The sequence below is a fragment of the Marinitoga arctica genome (genome assembly GCF_054657315.1).
Genome location: NZ_BAAHYY010000019.1, coordinates 23609 through 41823, shown reverse-complemented (window position 1 = coordinate 41823; position 18215 = coordinate 23609). Strand labels below are relative to the sequence as shown.

Annotated in this window: 20 protein-coding genes; 12 read left to right on the top strand and 8 right to left on the bottom strand. The window is 26.2% G+C overall.

Translation table 11 applies throughout. The features are described 5' to 3' along the window. Positions 1-25: 25 nt before the first annotated feature. From ACYQ44_RS06625 to rnhB, 5 genes are read right to left on the bottom strand one after another with little or no spacing between them, the layout of a single operon-like run. Complete coding sequence (locus tag ACYQ44_RS06625; protein ID WP_459996141.1) at positions 26-850, bottom strand: N5-glutamine methyltransferase family protein; 825 nt, start codon at positions 848-850, stop codon at positions 26-28. Beyond that, complete coding sequence (locus ACYQ44_RS06620) at positions 847-1155, bottom strand: metal-sulfur cluster assembly factor (RefSeq protein ID WP_459996139.1); 309 nt, start codon at positions 1153-1155, stop codon at positions 847-849. The genes ACYQ44_RS06625 and ACYQ44_RS06620 overlap by 4 nt, the downstream gene beginning before the upstream one ends. Continuing rightward, positions 1136-2164 (bottom strand): peptidylprolyl isomerase, encoded by a 1029-nt coding sequence (locus ACYQ44_RS06615; protein WP_459996138.1) that lies wholly within the window; start codon positions 2162-2164, stop codon positions 1136-1138. The genes ACYQ44_RS06620 and ACYQ44_RS06615 overlap by 20 nt, the downstream gene beginning before the upstream one ends. Beyond that, the gene (locus ACYQ44_RS06610) at positions 2161-2832 is read right to left on the bottom strand and encodes a MazG family protein (RefSeq protein ID WP_459996137.1); all 672 of its coding nucleotides are present in this window, start codon (positions 2830-2832) and stop codon (positions 2161-2163) included. Before ACYQ44_RS06610 ends, ACYQ44_RS06615 begins: the two co-directional genes overlap by 4 nt. A gap of 8 nt (positions 2833-2840) precedes the next feature. Beyond that, entirely contained in the window at positions 2841-3500 is a 660-nt protein-coding gene (rnhB, locus tag ACYQ44_RS06605; RefSeq protein ID WP_459996136.1) for a ribonuclease HII, read from the bottom strand. A gap of 125 nt (positions 3501-3625) precedes the next feature. Between rnhB and ACYQ44_RS06600 the strand changes: the two genes are divergently transcribed. The 3 genes from ACYQ44_RS06600 to ACYQ44_RS06590 all read left to right on the top strand — a co-directional run bounded on the left by ACYQ44_RS06600 (position 3626) and on the right by ACYQ44_RS06590 (position 7502). Next, positions 3626-4813, top strand: coding sequence for a pyridoxal phosphate-dependent aminotransferase (locus ACYQ44_RS06600; protein ID WP_459996134.1), 1188 nt, complete (start codon positions 3626-3628; stop codon positions 4811-4813). An 8-nt stretch (positions 4814-4821) separates the two neighbouring features. Beyond that, positions 4822-5454 (top strand): class II aldolase/adducin family protein, encoded by a 633-nt coding sequence (locus ACYQ44_RS06595; RefSeq protein ID WP_459996132.1) that lies wholly within the window; start codon positions 4822-4824, stop codon positions 5452-5454. Positions 5455-5519: 65 nt separating this feature from the next. Then, positions 5520-7502 carry a methyl-accepting chemotaxis protein gene (locus ACYQ44_RS06590; protein WP_459996131.1) on the top strand — a complete coding sequence of 661 codons (1983 nt, stop codon included), beginning with the start codon at positions 5520-5522 and terminating at the stop codon, positions 7500-7502. A gap of 32 nt (positions 7503-7534) precedes the next feature. On the opposite strand, the gene ACYQ44_RS06585 is transcribed toward ACYQ44_RS06590, so the two are convergent. Continuing rightward, on the bottom strand, positions 7535-8218 hold the full coding sequence (locus ACYQ44_RS06585; protein WP_459996129.1) for a YjjG family noncanonical pyrimidine nucleotidase: 684 nt from the start codon (positions 8216-8218) through the stop codon (positions 7535-7537). Between the two features lie 4 nt (positions 8219-8222). Next, on the bottom strand, positions 8223-8816 hold the full coding sequence (locus ACYQ44_RS06580) for a class I SAM-dependent methyltransferase (RefSeq protein WP_459996128.1): 594 nt from the start codon (positions 8814-8816) through the stop codon (positions 8223-8225). A gap of 154 nt (positions 8817-8970) precedes the next feature. Here ACYQ44_RS06580 and ACYQ44_RS06575 point away from each other — a divergent pair, with 154 nt between their 5' ends. The 5 genes from ACYQ44_RS06575 to ACYQ44_RS06555 all read left to right on the top strand — a co-directional run bounded on the left by ACYQ44_RS06575 (position 8971) and on the right by ACYQ44_RS06555 (position 13973). After that, a complete protein-coding gene (locus ACYQ44_RS06575; protein ID WP_459996127.1) occupies positions 8971-9909 on the top strand; it encodes a 5'-nucleotidase, lipoprotein e(P4) family in 939 nt (312 codons plus the stop codon). A 44-nt stretch (positions 9910-9953) separates the two neighbouring features. Beyond that, the gene (locus tag ACYQ44_RS06570) at positions 9954-10673 is read left to right on the top strand and encodes a carbohydrate kinase family protein (protein WP_459996125.1); all 720 of its coding nucleotides are present in this window, start codon (positions 9954-9956) and stop codon (positions 10671-10673) included. A 75-nt stretch (positions 10674-10748) separates the two neighbouring features. Beyond that, positions 10749-12758, top strand: coding sequence for an MMPL family transporter (locus ACYQ44_RS06565; RefSeq protein WP_459996124.1), 2010 nt, complete (start codon positions 10749-10751; stop codon positions 12756-12758). Positions 12759-12763: 5 nt separating this feature from the next. Next, positions 12764-13288 (top strand): MMPL family transporter, encoded by a 525-nt coding sequence (locus ACYQ44_RS06560; RefSeq protein ID WP_459996123.1) that lies wholly within the window; start codon positions 12764-12766, stop codon positions 13286-13288. A gap of 112 nt (positions 13289-13400) precedes the next feature. Next, entirely contained in the window at positions 13401-13973 is a 573-nt protein-coding gene (locus ACYQ44_RS06555; protein ID WP_459996122.1) for a TetR/AcrR family transcriptional regulator, read from the top strand. Between the two features lie 129 nt (positions 13974-14102). On the opposite strand, the gene ACYQ44_RS06550 is transcribed toward ACYQ44_RS06555, so the two are convergent. After that, positions 14103-15035, bottom strand: coding sequence for an alpha/beta hydrolase family protein (locus tag ACYQ44_RS06550; RefSeq protein WP_459996120.1), 933 nt, complete (start codon positions 15033-15035; stop codon positions 14103-14105). 168 nt (positions 15036-15203) lie between these two features. On the opposite strand from ACYQ44_RS06550, the gene ACYQ44_RS06545 reads away from it, so the two are divergent. The 4 genes from ACYQ44_RS06545 (at position 15204) to ACYQ44_RS06530 (ending at position 18122) form a co-directional block, all read left to right on the top strand. After that, a complete protein-coding gene (locus ACYQ44_RS06545; RefSeq protein ID WP_459996118.1) occupies positions 15204-15479 on the top strand; it encodes a hypothetical protein in 276 nt (91 codons plus the stop codon). 168 nt (positions 15480-15647) lie between these two features. Further along, positions 15648-15917: a co-chaperone GroES gene (groES, locus tag ACYQ44_RS06540; protein ID WP_459996116.1), complete on the top strand. Its 270-nt coding sequence runs from the start codon at positions 15648-15650 to the stop codon at positions 15915-15917. A gap of 14 nt (positions 15918-15931) precedes the next feature. Continuing rightward, the gene (gene groL / locus ACYQ44_RS06535) at positions 15932-17551 is read left to right on the top strand and encodes a chaperonin GroEL (protein ID WP_459996114.1); all 1620 of its coding nucleotides are present in this window, start codon (positions 15932-15934) and stop codon (positions 17549-17551) included. Between the two features lie 187 nt (positions 17552-17738). Next, complete coding sequence (locus ACYQ44_RS06530) at positions 17739-18122, top strand: YbaB/EbfC family nucleoid-associated protein (RefSeq protein ID WP_459996113.1); 384 nt, start codon at positions 17739-17741, stop codon at positions 18120-18122. The last annotated feature ends 93 nt before the right edge of the window (positions 18123-18215 follow it).

Below are 18215 nucleotides of genomic sequence, written 5' to 3'. Positions count from 1 at the left end.
TATATATAATGAATTTTGATTATTATTAAAATTTGATTTTTTCAACAAAACGTTCAATTTCATATGAATCTTTATAAACTTTGCATTTACCAAATTTTGAAAGTATGAAAATGGTTTTATTAATATTAAATTCTGTTGTTTCAAATAAGAAATGTTTGGATTTTAGTATTTTTGGATATTTTGTTGATAAATTATAAAAGAAATTTTGACCATCATTCCCAGCATCTAAAGCTATTTTAGGCTCATATTTGAGAGATGGATTTTTTTCAAAAAAATGTGTTTCAACATAAGGAGGATTAGAAACAATAAATTCAACTTTTTCAAGAATATTATTTGGAATATTATCAAATATATCACTTTTAAAAAAATTTATATTTATGTTATGTTTATTAGCGTTAATTTTAGCAACTTCTAAGGCATCTTCCGATATATCTATTCCATATATATTTATATCTGGAATTTCCTTTTTTAATATTATTGGAATAACTCCACTTCCTGTTCCAATATCCATAATATTCTTATATTTTTTTTCTTTAATAATATCAATAGCAATTTTTATTAAATCTTCCGTTTCTACTCTTGGGATTAATACTCTTTCATCCACATAAAAATCGTGTCCATAAAATTTTACTTTATTTGTTATATACTCAAGAGGATAATCATTTATAATGATTTTTTTTAATTTAATTAGTGTGTTTTCAGAAATAATATAATCTTTTTTTATTAAAATATCTGAAATAGAAATGTTTTCTATTTCAGATATTATTTTTGCAACAAAATAAAAGGGGCTATTAATCCCCTTTTTGTTAATAGTATTTCTATATTCTTTTATAAAATCTTTTAAAATCATATTCCTAAAATAGTTCTTACCTCATCTGAAGCCTTTGAAGGATCCCATGGTGGATCAAAGGTAAGTTCAACATTTACACTTTTAACTCCCTCTATGGAACCTACTTTATTTTTTGCATCTTCGGTTATAAAACCAGCTAATGGGCACATAGGAGTTGTTAGAGTCATTAATACATGTACGTTATTTTCTTCATCTATATCAACGTTGTAAATAAGACCTAAAAATACTACATCAAATCCTATCTCCATATCATAAACATTTTTCAATGCATCCATCACTTGTTCTTTAGTTACCATTTGTTTCATCTCCTTTTAGGTATTTAGTATTTATAATAATATTTGAATTTTCCTTAAATTGTTTGAATTCTGAAGCAATAAGTTTATCAAATAAAACCTTTGCTTTTTCATCTTTGAGGTTTTCAATAATTTTTGTCTTCGCTTCTTCTAATGTTAATGGTCGTTTGGGATTTTTCTTTTCAACCTTTATTAATGAATAATAGTTATCGCTATACTTCATAGGTTTCAATATAGCACCGGGGAATGAGTTTTTAATAATTTTTATTAATTCATTATCTTCATTTTCTATGTTTATTCTAACCATAGTGGCTTCATTTGACTGAATTTTAGTATTATAGATATCATCATAAATATAATAACCATCAATAATTTTTTGATATGCTAAAGAAGCATCATCAGATGTTTTAAAAAATATCAATTTTATATCGGCAGATTGTGGTTCATAATATTTCAGTTTATTTTTTTCATATTCATTTTTTATTTCATCGTCACTTATAGTGGTTTGATTTAATAGATAGTTATATATCTGAGATACGGTATTTTTATATAACTTTTCATGATATAAACTATAGATATATTGATCTTTATTTTCAAATCCTTTAGAGATTAAGTATAATAATATATCATTTTCTGAAAGATTAGAAGAATTAAAAATATTTTCTACTTGTTTTTTTATAGTATCGAATAAATTTTTTTTATTTAAATTAATGTTCTTATTCTCAGTAAATTGAATAAATAATAGTTCTCCAGCCAGTTTATCTAGAATAGATTTTTCATATTTTTGAATTACAAGATTTCCTTCTACACTCCCAACTAGTATTTTATAAAATGTAGTATTAATATTGTTTAAATTTCTTAAAATTTCTATAGTTTTTGCCTGAGATTGAAAATAATCATACTCCAAAACTTCATCATTAATAATTGCAATAATGTTTTTATCTAAATCTTTGTATGCAACATTACCAAAAGAAGTAAATATGAACAATAAAGCTAAAAACGATAAAAATATTTTTTTCATTTTTTATCCTCCCCATGTTTATAATTTTTAATGAAATTTATTGCAGCTTTTGAAATTAGAGAATCAACATTTATATTGTTTTTAACATAAAAATATATCAAATGAGTTAAAAAGTTGATATTAAAATTTTCATTTAAGTTATCATTTTTTAGATTTTTCAAATCATCTATGAGCAAATCTATAACATTAAAATTTTTATATGGATCATAATCAATAGCTAAAGCGTTTTCTATTAATCTTCGTAAATTCATTAATGGTGGCATTCCGGGATTATAATCCCCAATTTTTGAAAATTCTTTTTTCCCTTTTTCCTGTGCTTTTAATTTTTCCCATTGTACATATGAATATTTTCCTTTATTTTCAAAAACGTGTGGGTGGCGTCGAATTAATTTGTTGTTAAGATTTTCTATAACTTCATTAATAGTAAATTCCCCATTTTCTTTTGCTATTTGTGAATGAAAAATTACCTGTAAAAGCAAATCACCCAATTCTTCAATAAAATAATTAGTGTCTTTACTATCTATTGCGTGAACAAGTTCATATGCTTCTTCAATAGCGTATGGTTTTAAAGATTCATGTGTTTGCTTCTTATCCCATGGACATCCGTTTTCTGAGCGCAATGTATCCATTATTTCCAGTAATTTTTGAAAATTTTCAAATTCTTTCATAATACCCCCTACAATCCTATTTTTATTAATCTCATAGAATTGAAATCTTCTTTATTAAATTTAATTTCATCATTTAATAAAAACTTTTTTATAGGATTAAATGTTATTCTATGGAATGATTTTATACCATATTTTTTAATATTTTCAATATGTTCTTTTGTGGGATATCCTTTGTGTTTTTTAAAATTGTAAAAAGGATATTTTTCACCTAATTCTATCATTATTTTATCTCTATAAACTTTAGCAAGAATAGATGCAGCTCCAATTATTTTTGATTTAGAATCACCTTTTATTATACATTCATAATTAGATATTTTTAATTTAAAGTTTTTACCATCAATAATTATGTATTTATCAGAAAGAGCAAAATCACTTAAAGTTCTTTCAATGCCAAGCGTTGTTGCTGAAAAAATATTATATAAATCTATTTCTTCAGCAGTAGACAATCTTATAGAGTATTTAAAATTTTCTGTAATTAGCTTAAAAGCATCGTTTCTTTGTTTTTCAGTCATTTTTTTTGAATCATTTGAAACCTTATTTAATAATCTTAATTGTTCTTTTTTTTCTAATAGAACAGCTCCTACTACTACTGGACCAGCTAAAGGACCTCTCCCAGCTTCATCTATCCCAATAATTTTACCATATTTTTCTAAATATTCTAAATCCACCCAATCACCTCTATTTTTTCATATTTTAATTATTATCACATATTATTATTACAAATAAATATGAAAAAATTCTTAACATTTATGGTAAAATTAAATATCGAAAAAAATTTTTAGGAGGGAACAAAATGGAATTTTCAAAAAGAGCTCTTAATATGCAAGCTTCACCAATTAGAAAATTAATTCCTTATGCTGAACAAGCTAAAAAGTCTGGAAAAGAGGTGTTACATTTAAACATAGGACAACCAGATTTGGAGACGCCAAAAGCTTTTTATGATTATATAGAAAAACATAAACCAGAAATTGTATCATACACACATTCTGCTGGGTTAATAGAATTAAGAGAAGCATTTTCGAAATATTATAATGATAATAATGTTCCATTTAATCCAGAAGAAATAATTGTTACAAATGGTGGAAGTGAAGCCATTATTTTTGCTTTAGGGGCTATAGCTGATCCGGGAGATGAAATAATAGTTATAGAGCCATTTTATGCAAATTATAAGGGGTTTGCTGAAATGATAAATGTAAAATTGGTACCTGTTAAAGCATTACCGGAAAATGGCTATTCAGTACCTCCAATTGAAGAATTTGAATCAGTATTATCAAATAAAACAAAAGGTATAATTTTTTCAAATCCTTCAAATCCTACAGGAGCAGTTTATTCTGAAGAGGAGTTAAAGAGAATAATAGATTTTGCAAAAAAACATGATTTATATATAATATCAGATGAAGTTTATAGAGAATTTACTTTTGATGGAACAAAGCATATATCTGCAATGGAATTTGGTGAGTACAATAGAACAATGGTAGTTGACAGTATCTCAAAAAGATATAGTGCTTGTGGTGCAAGAGTTGGAGTTTTTGCAACAAAAAATAAAGAGCTATATAATCAAGTAATGAAAATGGCACAATCAAGATTATGCCCTCCTATGATTGCGCAGTTAGGGACTATTGGACTGTTAGAAATGGATAAATCATATATAGAAAAAGTCTATAAAGAATATGATAAAAGAAGATTAGCAGTTTATGAAGAATTATCTAAAATTGAAGGAGCAATTTTTGAAAAACCAAAAGGAGCTTTCTATGTTTCAGTAAAATTACCAATAGATGATAGCGAAGAATTTGTTAAATGGATGTTAACAAATTTTAGTATTGATAACACAACAGTTATGGTAGCACCTTTAACAGGATTTTATGCAACAGCTGGTGCAGGAAAACAAGAAATTAGAATAGCATATGTTTTGGAAAGTGAAAAATTAAAATTTGCAACACATATCTTAACTGAAGCAATAAAAGCTTACAATGATAGGTAGGTGAGATTTTGAAAAGCGAAATAATAAAAGCTATTTCTTATTTAGAGAAAAAAGGTTTAATTAAGGGTACATGGGGTAATTTAAGTGTTCGATTTAAAGATAAAATATATATAACCCCATCTGGTGTTCCGTATGATATTTTAAAAGAGGAAGATATATCTATATTAGATTTTAAAACAGAAAAACATATTGGTGGATTAAAACCTTCTAGTGAAAAATCATTACATTTAGAAGTATACAAAAATTTTCCAGAAATTAACGCTGTTGTTCATACCCATAGTTTATATGCATCAATTTATTCAGCATTAAGAAAACCTGTACCGTGTTATATAGAAGATCAAGCTCAAATAATAGGTGGTGAAATACCTGTTGCGGAATATAAATTACCAGGTACTTTAGATCTTGCTATTGAAGCAGTAAAAAAGTTTAAATTAGGGGTTTATGGCATTTTATTAGCAAATCATGGTATTGTGTCGATAGGTAGGAATTTAAAAGAAGCATTAATAGCTGCAGAAATATTAGAAAAAAGCGCTAATATAGCTTATAATGTTGAATTAATGGGAGGAGGACATAAACTTTCTGAAGAAGATATAAAGTGGATGAGAAATTTGTATATTGCTTCTTATAGTAAAAACATTTAAAGGCAAGTAAATTATTATACTTGTGGTATACTTAATTTTAGGTACTCAAAAAAAGGAGGGGAAATATGAAAACTTTAAAAAGTCAGATGATTTTAATTATTGTTTTGATTTCACTTTTGCCAATGATAATTTTTACAGGTTTAAGTGCATATCAAAATTATAATGCAACATTTAACAACATTACTGGACATTTAGAAGCGTCTACACAAAATAGAGCAGGAATTTTAAAGACATATTTTAAGCCGATATTTGACATGGTTAACATGTTGGCTAATGATGCTAATGTTAAAGGCTCATTTAGTAATAAATATGATGAAAGAACATGGATGCTTAAAAATTTTGAAAATATAATAAGAAATTATGAAGATTTTGAGGCTGTTTATATAGGGTTAAAAGATAAAACAATGCTTATGAAACCAGATGTCGAATTACCATCAGATTATAATCCTACAATAAGGCCATGGTATAAAGCAGCAATGGCCAAACCTGATCAAGTAGTTGTTTCAGAACCTTATGCAGATGCATCTTCTGGAGCTATATTAATAACAGTATCAAAAGCTATAAAAGATGAAAAAGGGCAAATAACTGGTGTTTTAGGAATCGATTTATCTATTAAACAAATAGTTGAATCTTTTTTAGGAGACAAAATGTTTGAAGAAGAAGTTCCATATATTATAAATGAAAATGGAATAACTTTAATTCATGAAGATTCGGAAAAATGGGGAATAGATGTAAGTGATATGGAATTTTTTACTCGCGCAAACTCAAATCAAGGAGTTATAGATTATACTTTTAATGGAATAACAAAGTTAGCATTTTATTATAAATTGCCAGAATTAGGTTGGACAGTATATACAGCTATCCCAAAAGCTGTAATACAAAATAAAGTTTGGAAACAAATATCCATTTTTATTGTAATAGGTATTATAATTATTATAGCAGCATTTGTAATAGGTTTAATGTTTGTAAATAATTCAGTAGTAAAGCCAATAACAATAATGTCAAAGGATATGGAAAAAATTGGTAAAGGTGAGTTAAACGTAAAAGTAGAAATTAATACTCAAAATGAATTAGGTAAATTAGCAACAATCATTAACAAAACTATAGATTCGTTAAGGGTTTTAGTTGAGGAAGTAAAGAAATCATCAGAAACACTTATTGAAACATCAGAAAATGTGTCTTCTTCTATAAATAAAAGTGTTAGTATGAATGAGCATATTTATACTGAAATAGAAGAAATAAATGCCAAAATTCAGGATGCATCATCTTCTTTAGAAGAAACTACAGCAGGAGTAGAAGAAATTGCAGCTGCTGCTCAAAGTGTTTCTAAATCTACACAAGAAGTTATGGAAAAAACAACAGAAACATCTCGTTTGGCAAAAGAAGGTACAAAAAATGTAGAAGAAGTAAAAGATAAAATGAATGATGTAAATGAAAGAGCTAAAGAAAATGCAAAAACAGTAAAAACATTAGCTAATGAAACAGCAAATATTCAAGAAATCGTTGAAACAATTAATTCAATAACAGAACAAACAAATTTATTAGCATTAAACGCTGCAATAGAAGCTGCAAGAGCAGGAGAAGCAGGAAAGGGGTTTGCAGTTGTAGCAGATGAAATAAGAAAATTAGCTGAGGAAAGTAAAAAGGCAACAGAAGAAATAGCAGTTATTCTTGGAAAAATACAAGATAGTGCAAAAGAAGTAGATAAAGAAACAGAAAATGTAGTTTCAAGCATAACAGAAACAAATCAAATGATTTTTGAAATAGCTGAACAATTTGAAAGTATTACAGATAAAATAGATCAAATTTCTATGATGATTGATAATACTGCAGCATCTGCAGAAGAACAAACAGCATCAACAGAAGAAATAGCAGCAGCAACAGATACAGCAAATAAAGCAGTATTAAGTGTATCGGAGGATGTGTTGAACTTTAAAAATGAAATAGCGGAACAAAATAAGGATTTTGAAAAGGTAGCAAAAGCTTCAAAAGAATTGAAAAATTTAAGTGAAGAATTAAGCGATCTTATTAAACAATTTAAATTATGATTAATAAAATAAGGAAGAGCCTGTGCTCTTCCTTATTTTATTAACATTTTAAATAATTCATCATAATTAGCAACTTTTAAACATTCTAAATAGTTGTATTTATTTTCTGGATCATAAAGAATAAAATCCATACCAGCATTTTTTGCTCCTAAATAATCTGAATCTGGATTATCTCCAATATAAATGGATTTTTCAATTGGTACATTAGAGAGCTTAGCAGCTTCATAAAAAATTAAAGGATCTGGTTTAGGTTTTCCAACCTTTTCAGAAGTTAATATAAATTCAAAATAATTGTTTAAATTTAGAGCTTTGCTTCGTCCTTGTTGGACTTTTTCAACACCATTAGTTATAGCAGCTATTCTTTGATTTTTTTTCTTTAATTTAATTAATAATTCTTCAGCACCAGCAAAGAAAAATCCTAACCTCGATAGATTTTCAAGATAAATATTAGCAGCTTCATTTAAATTAATTTTTGAATCTAATCCAATGGTATTAAAAAACTCTCTAAACCGTTCAATAACAATAACTTCTTTGGGATATTTGCCTTCTGAAAATAATTTCCACCATTTTTCATTAATGGGAATATATATTTTTAAATGTTCTTCTTTGGGTTTAATAGAGAAATGTTTTAACATACTAAACAAAGCAATTTTTTCAGATTTTCCAAAATCTAGTAATGTGTGATCTAAATCAAAATAAACTATTTCATATTTCATAATTTTACTCCTTTCTTACAATAAAATAATAAAATGAATTTTTTAAACGACCATATTCTATTAATTTAAAACCAGCAGACTGAATATAATCTAAAGGTTTTCTAATCATAGAAGAACCTACCGTCGGATATGTAATTAATGTAGTCATATATAGAAAAAAATCTTTTAAAAAATCTCCCGTTAAACCATGTTCTACAAAAATTCCTTTTCCGCCATGTTTCAATACTTTTTTTACAGTTTCCATAGATTTATATGGATCATTAACAGAACAAAAAACATCTATAGATAATACTGTATCAAAAATATTTTCCTTAAAAGGTAAATTTTCCACAGAAGATTTAATAAATTCTAAAGTTAAATCTTTCCGTTTTTTTCCTTTTTCTTTTGCTAAATCTAACATTTTTTGGCTTTTATCTATTAAAACAACGTGAGAGTTTGGCGGATAATATTCAATATTATGACCAGTTCCAACGGCTAAATCCAAGGTATAACCATCAATTTGTGGTACAAATTTTTTCCTAAAATCACTCATTGTGGATTTTTCTAAAGATTTAAGAAGTTTATCATAATATTTTGCAATGAAATCATATCTGGTCATGCAATCACCTCATATAAATTATATCATATAATATAAAAATGAAATAATTTATTTTATTTGATAATAATATCTTTTTTTAACTAAAAATAAGAGTTGGAATTTATAATAATTTTTGATAATATTTATATGTAAAAAATTTTAAGGAGGGATAGATGTGAAGAAGATTTTGATTGTTTTATTAGCATTGGCATTTTCTGTGATGATTTTTGCAAATGTTGAGTACTATGTAGTAAAAAGTGGAGATAACTTATCAAAAATTGCGCAGATGACAGGAGTTAGTGTTGTTGATTTAGTTAAATTTAATGGAATAAAAAATCCAAATATAATAAAAGTTGGTCAAAAATTAAGATTAGTTCCTAAATATACTCAAAAAGATTTAAATGAACAAATGGTTTTAGCGATGGATTGGTATCAAACATCTGGAGAAATGAAGGCCTTGGCTTATCAGGCATTTAATATTGCAAAAATGGTTTTTGATATGGATTTAGAAAATAATAATGATTCTATGAAAAGGGCAGTAATTGTTGATATTGACGAGACAATTTTAAATAATAGTCCTTATGATGCTGGACATATTGATACGGAACATGCTTATCCAACAGGTTGGAATGATTGGTGTAATTCAGCTCAAGCAACAGCATTACCTGGAGCAGTAGAATTTTTAAATTATGTAGTTGAAAAAGGTGCAGATGTGTATTATATTTCTAATAGAAAGATAGATGTAAAAGAAGGAACTATGAAAAATTTAAAAGCTTTAGGATTTCCACAAGTTACAGATGATCATGTTTTATTAAGAACAGATACATCAGATAAAGAACCAAGAAGGAAAATGGTTGAAAAAGATCACAGAATAGTGTTATTGATGGGAGATAATTTAAATGATTTTACATCTGTTTTCAGACATAAAGGGTTAGAAGAAAGAAATGACTTAGTTGACCAATTTAAAAATGAATATGGTGTAAAATTTATATTATTGCCAAATCCAATTTATGGTGATTGGGAAGGAGCTATATACAATGGAAATTGGGGTTTAAGCCCTGAAGAAAAGAGTAAAGCAAGAAAATCAGTTATAACAAAATGGCCAGAACAATAAATAAAAGTCCCCGAATTGGGGACTTTTTATGTTGAGGTGATGAAATGAAAATAGATGTTTATGGAGCGATATTTTATGACATTTACATAGTAGGTGATGAAGTACATAATTCTGAAATTATAGAAATCCCTGGTGGATCTGGATTTAATATTGCTTATACTCTATTTAAATTAGGGTATGAAATAACATTAAATGCTTTTATTGGAAAAGATTTTAAAGGAAGATATCTAGAAGAAATAATCCCTTTTAAATTGCAAAAAGTATCAGGTAAAACAGCAACTTTTATTTCTAAAAATGAAAAACCAATAGCTGTTGAAAGAAAAATTAATGATAATGATTTTGGAAAAATAGAAAAAAAATCTAATATTGCAGTAATAACAACGGAACTTTCGCGAAATATGTTAATTAAAATTGAAAAGATGAATTATGATAGAGTTTTTTTTGATATTGGTCCAAGACCTTTTATTTCTAAAAATATTCTTAAAAATTCTTTTACTATTGGAAATAGTAAAGAGTGTAAAATCAGAAAATGTAATGTAATAAAAATGGGTAAAGACGGAGTAATTTATAATAATAAAATTTATCATAGCAATGGTAAGAAGGCAAAATATTCAATTGGATTAGGAGATATTTTTGATGCTTTTTTTATTCATTATAATTTAATGGGGAATTCTTTTGAAAAATCTATAGAAAAATCAATTAAAGAAGTAGAAAGAGTATTGAATATACCAGGTGCTTTTAATAAAATAAATTGTATAATATAAATATAATATTCTGTAACATTCCAGAGTTAAAATATCACCGACCAATCGGTCGGTGATATTTTAAGGAGGGATTTTATGAAAAAATTGGGAGATTTTGTTATCAAACATTCAAAAGGCATATTTATTTTTGTTTTAGGATTAACAATTATATCTATAATTCTAACTTTTTCATTGGAAATTAGGCCAGGATTTTTAGATTTATTACCTTCAAAAGATCCATATGTAAAGGTATATGAAGAAGCAACAAAAAGCTTTAAAAGTGTTGATAGTATAATAATTGGAATAGAAGGATCAAGGGAAAATATTATTAATTATATTGAAGATATATCTGAAAAATTAAAAAATATTGATTACGTTGATGCTATATTTTATAAAAACCCAATTGATTTTATTTCAAAAAACATTTTTTTATTATCTCCAAATGAAGAACAAATATTTTTGAAAAAAGTATATTCATCAAATAATATAGCAGATTTTTTTGAATCTTTAAATGAGATGTTTGAAGAACCGGAAGGCGGATATAGAATAAATGAACATGAAAAACAACAGTTTGATTATATGATAAATTCATTTAATAATCTATTAATATCTATGAATGAGGAAGATTTGGGAAAATTAAAAAATGAATTTTTAAATTTTTTATTTGGAGAAAAATATTTACTTTCAAAAAGTGGAAAGTTTGGTATGATAATTATAAGACCAACAATTAGTTCTAATGATATAAATAAAGTTGTAGAATTGGTAAATTCTGTAGAAAATATAGTTAAAGAAAGTGCAGTAAATTATAATGTGAAAGCAGGATTAACAGGAACATTGGTTATTGCAAGAGATGAAATGGTTATGACAGAAAGAGATATGGCTATTGCTACAACGGTTTCTTTAATTTTAATATTGATTATTTTTATGCTTGGCTTTAGGAGTTTTAGATATACGTTTTTATCGGCTATCCCGCTTATTTTTGGAATTATATGGACTTTAGGGTTTACAAAAATAACAATAGGTTCATTAAATATTATGACTGTTATGATGGGTGCGATTTTAGCGGGTTTAGGTATTGATTATTCTATACATATTATTTCATTATATATAGAATTAAGAAATAAGGGGTTATCAAAGGTAGAAACATTAAAAGGAGTATTTGAGAAAAATATTAGAGGTGTTATAGCTGGTGCTATTACAACTGCTATTGGTATAGGGATTTTTGCAATTAGTTCATTTCCGGGATTTAGAGAATTTGGAATAGTTTTATCTTCTGGTATAATCTTTACTTTATTAGCTGAAATATTTGGATTAACAGCTATATTAAAAATGTTTGGTAATAAATACAAAAATCCAGGAAAAGTATTTGTTATTAATTATGATGTAAATAAATATAGAAAATTATCTATAATATTAATTATTATTTTTGTATTACTATCAGTACTTAAAATTAAAAACGTTGATTTTGATAAAAATATGATGAATATAGAGGCAAAAGGTTTAGAAAGTATAGAATTAAATGATAAAATTTTGAAAGAATTTAATTTTTCTCCAGATAATACTATTTTCATTAGCGATGATTTAGTTGAAGCAAAAGATTTATATAATAAATTAAAAAATATAAAGATATTTTCTCAAATAGATAGTATATCTTTATATTTACCTGAAACAGCTTCTCAAGTAGTAGGTTTAAAAAATGCTTATGAGATAAAAAATATGAATTTAGAGAAAAAAGAATTAGATATAAAAAAATTAAAGTCTGAAATTAATAAACTTAATTTTAATTTAACAAAAACAGCATTATCATTAAATTTGTTAGGTTATAAGGATCTCTCGAATAAATTAAAGGATATAGTAAAAAGTGGGGTTTTAATAAAAATATCTAATAAAAAAATTGAAAATTTTATAAAACTGCAAAATGTTATAATCCAAACAATTAGTGATTTAAGAGAAAATTTGAATTCTACAGAATTAATTACAATTGAAAAGTTACCTGAAGAAATAAAATCTAATTATTTAGGAGAGAATGGAAAGATTTTAACCACAGCATATTCTAATGGAGATATATGGAATGTTGATTATCAAAAAAATATTTTAATCAATTAAACAAATTGAATATAGATAAAGTTAGTGGAACAGCATTGGTTTTCTTAAAAGTAATTCAGATATCTGCTAGTGAAGGGAAAAAAATATTAATATTAACTATAATCTTTATTTTTATAGTATTATTATTTGATATGAAAAGCTTAAAATACGCAATTATAAGTATGTTGCCAATGGTATTATCTATTATTTTAATTCTAGGAGTAATGGGGTGGTTTAATATTAAATTTAATGTAGTAAATATTATAGCACTTCCTTTAATAATAGGTATAGGAGTAGATGATGGAATTCATCTTATACATAGATACAGGAGAGAGAAAAATATAAAAAAGGCATTAATGAGTACTGGAAAAGCGATAACTATGACAACATTAACCACAGGAGCAGCTTTTGGTTCGTTTATATTAGCTAAATATAGAGGTTTTATAGGATTTGGATTTTTATTACTTTTAGGAGTAATTTTTAGTTATTTAATTACAATATTTGTGATTACCTCGATTCTCAGTTATGAAAAATCTAATAAAAGAGGGTAAAAAGATGAAAGTATGCGTTATATATGATTAAAAAGAAATATTAAAGAAAGGGAAAATGTTAGCTTGTGGGTTAAAGAAATTATATATAAAGTTGGGTCTTGGAGGAATAATAATGGAAGAAACATATGCAAAAATATTGAAAGCAGCTTTTAAAGTTTTTTCAGAAGAAGGTTATCAAAAAGCCAGTATGAATAAAATAAAAGAAGTTGCTGGGGTATCAAAGGGAGCAATATATCATTATTTCAAAAGTAAAGAAGAGCTGTATATAAATGTTTTAGACTATTTTGAGTCTGAATTTAATGATGCATTAAAATCTTTTGAAATTTCTGGAATTGATGTTGTTAGAGAATTAGGGTTGATTTATATTAATGAATATAAAAATAATAAACAAATGCAAAAATTTTTAATTGACTTTTTTTTGCAATCAATGTTAAATAAAAAAATAAAAAAAATAATGGATATCTTTTTAAAAAAAACAATAATTTATATTGAGAAAAAAATTAAAGAAATGCAAGAAAACGGAATTGTAAGAAAAAATATTAATGCTAATCTTTTGGCTCAAAAAATATTTATAATGTTAGATTCACTTGGGATGTATATATCAATAGAAACGAATTCTATTGATATACAATTATTATGGGAAGATTTTGTTGATAATCATTTGATAAATTATTTTATAAAATAATTTATGAATAAAAATTTAATATAACCATTTATTGTGTGAAAAATGCTAAAAACTTAGAATCAATAATTTTATTGATTCTAAGTTTTTTATATAATATTTAATAATCAGATAAGACTTCCAATCATTTGATTAGGTATTATTTTGTAAAAAAATTAAGATATTTCTTCCGACTAATTTTTTAAATAATATGCTACTTTTATGTCCAGTTGGAATTTTTTGAACGGATACATTTGGTAATAGAGAAATTAAATCTTCTGTAGATTCCTTTGGAATTATTTTATCAAAAATTCCTCTGATAAATAATATAGGTTGATTGACGAATTTTGCAAAAGAGATAGGATCATATGAATAACATGGAATAGGAGCCTTGGTAAAAATATCATCTATAGTTTGAAAATTATTTGACACAAAATCTACAGGATTTTTTCTAAAATATTTAATACAAAAATCTTCAGAGTTACACCCGTATGCATTTCCGGTAGTTTTATACTCTTCTCTAACTTTATATGTATACGGAGAATGAAAGTTGATCCAACGCCAATTTCCGCCAGTAATCATTAAAATGCCCTTTTTTATTCGTTTATCCAATGCCAATGCCATAGTACCTATAATCCCACCAAAAGAAAGTCCGAAAAGAAATAAATTATTTTTATTATAATTATTAAAATTTTCTATTAAATCGATTGTTCTTCTAACATCTTTAACAGCGTTATGAAATTCTAAAACACATTTATTAGGATTAGCAGAGTAAAATGGCTCTCCGCCGTTCATACCCTTGGGAGTCCTTAGAAGATGATAAGGTAATATTACTACTGATGTTCTGTAACCGTGTTTTTTAAAAAATCTAGCATACCATTCTAAATATGGTATATTTTTATTACCAATTCCATGCAGAAATATTATATCTCCACGTATGTTTTTAGGCTCAAATAAATGAACATAAACATTCTTATTTTCTGTGTAATGAGTATAATAATTTACAGGAAATTTAAGAACGATATAGTCATATTCATTATATTTTTTATAGTTAATAGGTTTTTTTTCGTAATGGTAGAGATACATAATTACCTCCTTTTTTAAATTGTTTTTATATAGAAGTCTAAAATATTTTTATTTTTAAATAGAATTGTATTTAAAACTCAAAAAATTTATATAGATATAGTTAATTTAAAAGAAATTAATCAATGTTATAATACTATGATAATTATAATTTGTAAAGGAGGAGATAATATGCCTATTAATTATGGATCAGATACTGGAAAAGGTTTTTATAAAGAAGAAGATCTATCAATATTCCTAAAAGCTATAGAAAGTTCTATTATTAAAGCTCCAGTAAAAAATAATAGAATTTTACTAAGTGATTTATGGGTAATATCGTCATTACCAAAAGATTTGATCACTGAAGTTATTGAGAAATATGAAAAACATTTAACTGTTCCTGAGGATATTGAGGAAATTTTTGATGATAGTAGTCATAAAGTAATTTGGAAAAAAGATAAAATATAAAAAAAATAAAAGAATAAAAGCTATAATCCATAATAATTTTATTTAATTAGAAATAATAGCGCATAATAGGACTTGAATATTTTTTCAAGAAGGAGTATCATATCAATGGAAATTAGCACTCGGACACTTTGATTGCTAAAACAAAAATAAGTAAGGAGGGTGATATTGATGAAAGTAAGACCATTAGGTAACAGATTATTAATAAAACCTGTTATTGAAGAGAAAAAAACAGAAGGTGGAATTGTTTTACCAGATACAGCAAAAGAAAAACCTATGAGAGCAGAAGTTGTTGCTATTGGAAATATAGATGACGATGTAGAAATTAATGTAGGGGATCACGTAATTTTTGCTAAATATTCTGGAACAGAAATTAAAGTTGATGATGAAGATTATATTTTAATTGACGTAGACGATATTTTAGCAAAATATGAAGACTAAGGAGGTGTTGTGAAATGGCTAAAATGATGATGTTTTCAGAAGAAGCAAGAAGGTCTCTTGAAAGAGGTGTAGATAAAGTAGCAAATGCTGTTAAAATAACTTTAGGACCAAAAGGTAGAAATGTAGTTTTAGAAAAAAGCTGGGGTTCTCCAACAATTACAAATGATGGTGTTTCAATTGCAAAGGAAATAGAATTAAAAGATAAATTTGAAAATTTAGGTGCTCAATTAGTTAAAGAAGTAGCTTCAAAAACTAATGACGTTGCTGGTGATGGTACAACAACAGCTACAGTATTAGCACAAGCAATGATTAGAGAAGGCTTAAAAAACGTAGCTGCTGGTGCAAATCCAATGTTAATGAAAAATGGGATTCAAAAAGCAGCAGAAAAAGCTGTTGAAGAAGTAAAGAAAATGAGTAAAAAATTATCAAGCAAAGATGATATTGCACATGTTGCATCTATATCAGCAAATAATGAACAAATAGGTAAATTAATTGCAGATGCTATGGATAAAGTTGGTGAAGATGGAGTAATTACTGTTGAAGATTCAAAAACAATGGAAACATTCGTAGAATTTACAGAAGGTATGCAATTTGATAGAGGATATATTTCTCCATATTTTGTAACAGATACAGAAAAAATGGAAGCAATAATGAAAGAACCATATATTTTAATTACAGATAAAAAAATATCAACTGTAAAACCATTAATTCCTGTATTAGAAAAAGTTGCTCAAGCAGGAAAACCATTAGTAATTATCGCAGAAGATGTTGAAGGTGAAGCATTATCAACATTAGTATTAAATAAATTAAGAGGAACATTAGAATCAGTAGCTGTTAAAGCACCTGGTTTTGGTGATAGAAGAAAAGCAATGTTGCAAGATATAGCAATATTAACAGGTGGAGTTGTAATTAGTGAAGAAGTAGGATTAACATTAGAAAATATTACATTAAATGATTTAGGTAGAGCAGATGTTGTAAAAATTAGAAAAGACGATACAATTATCGTTGGAGGAAAAGGTGACGAAGAAACAATAAAAGAAAGAATAAAACAATTAAAAGCTCAAATTGAAAATACAACATCAGAATATGAAAAAGAAACATTACAAGAAAGACTTGCAAAAATGGCTGGCGGTGTTGCAGTAATTAAAGTAGGTGCTGCAACAGAAACAGAATTAAAAGAAAAGAAACACAGGATTGAAGATGCTTTATCAGCAACAAGAGCAGCTGTAGAAGAAGGTATTGTTCCAGGTGGTGGAGTAACCTTATTAAGAGCTAAAAAAGGAATTGAATCTTTATTAAATGAATTAGAAGGTGACGAATTAATAGGTGCAAAAGTTGTTTATAATGCATTAGAAGCTCCAATCAGACAAATTGCATTAAATGCAGGCGTAGATGGTGCAATAATAATTGATAGAGTATTAGCTAAAGATGAAGCATCATATGGTTATGATGCATTAAATGATGAATTTGTAGATATGTTCGAAAAAGGTATTATTGATCCTGCAAAGGTTACAAGAAGTGCTGTTCAAAATGCTTCTTCAATAGCTTCAATGTTATTAACAACAGAAGTATTAGTAGTAGATGAACCAAAAGAAGAAAAAGCACCTGAAATGCCAGATATGCCAGCATATTAATATAAATAATTGGCCGCCTCGATGGAGGCGGCTTTGTTTTATGAAATAGCAATAGAAATTTTTTCTAAAAAGAGTGAAAAAAATTTCATATAAAAAGGAGAATTTTTAATTTATTTAAACATAATCATTAAAATTTGAGATTTATGGTATAATATAACTGAAAAAAAAAGAAGAAAGGGGTATTTAAATGGCTAAAAAAATTAGAGGGTTAGGTGGAAGAAGTTTAAAATCATCTGGAGGAAAAAAGAATGATATTATGAAACTAATGCAAGAAGCGCAAAAAACTCAAGAAATAATGGAACAAGAGTTAAAGCAATTCGAAAATGAATTAGCCATTAAAGAATTTGATGCTACTAGTGGAGGTGGAGTTGTTAAGGCTATAGTTACTGGAGATTTAAGAGTGAAAGATATAATTATTTCTGACGAATTAGCAGATGAGGAATTTGAAATTATAAAAGATATGATTATTGCTGCTACAAATGAGGCAATAAAGAAAGCAAAGGAATATAAAGAAGAAGAAACAGAAAAAATATCTCAAAAATATTTGGGTGGATTAAATTTAGGAATGTAATTAACAATATTTAAATATAATCATATATAAAAGTTTATAATAGTAAAATATTACATTTAAATATAAAGGGTATAATAAGTTAGAGAAAAAAAT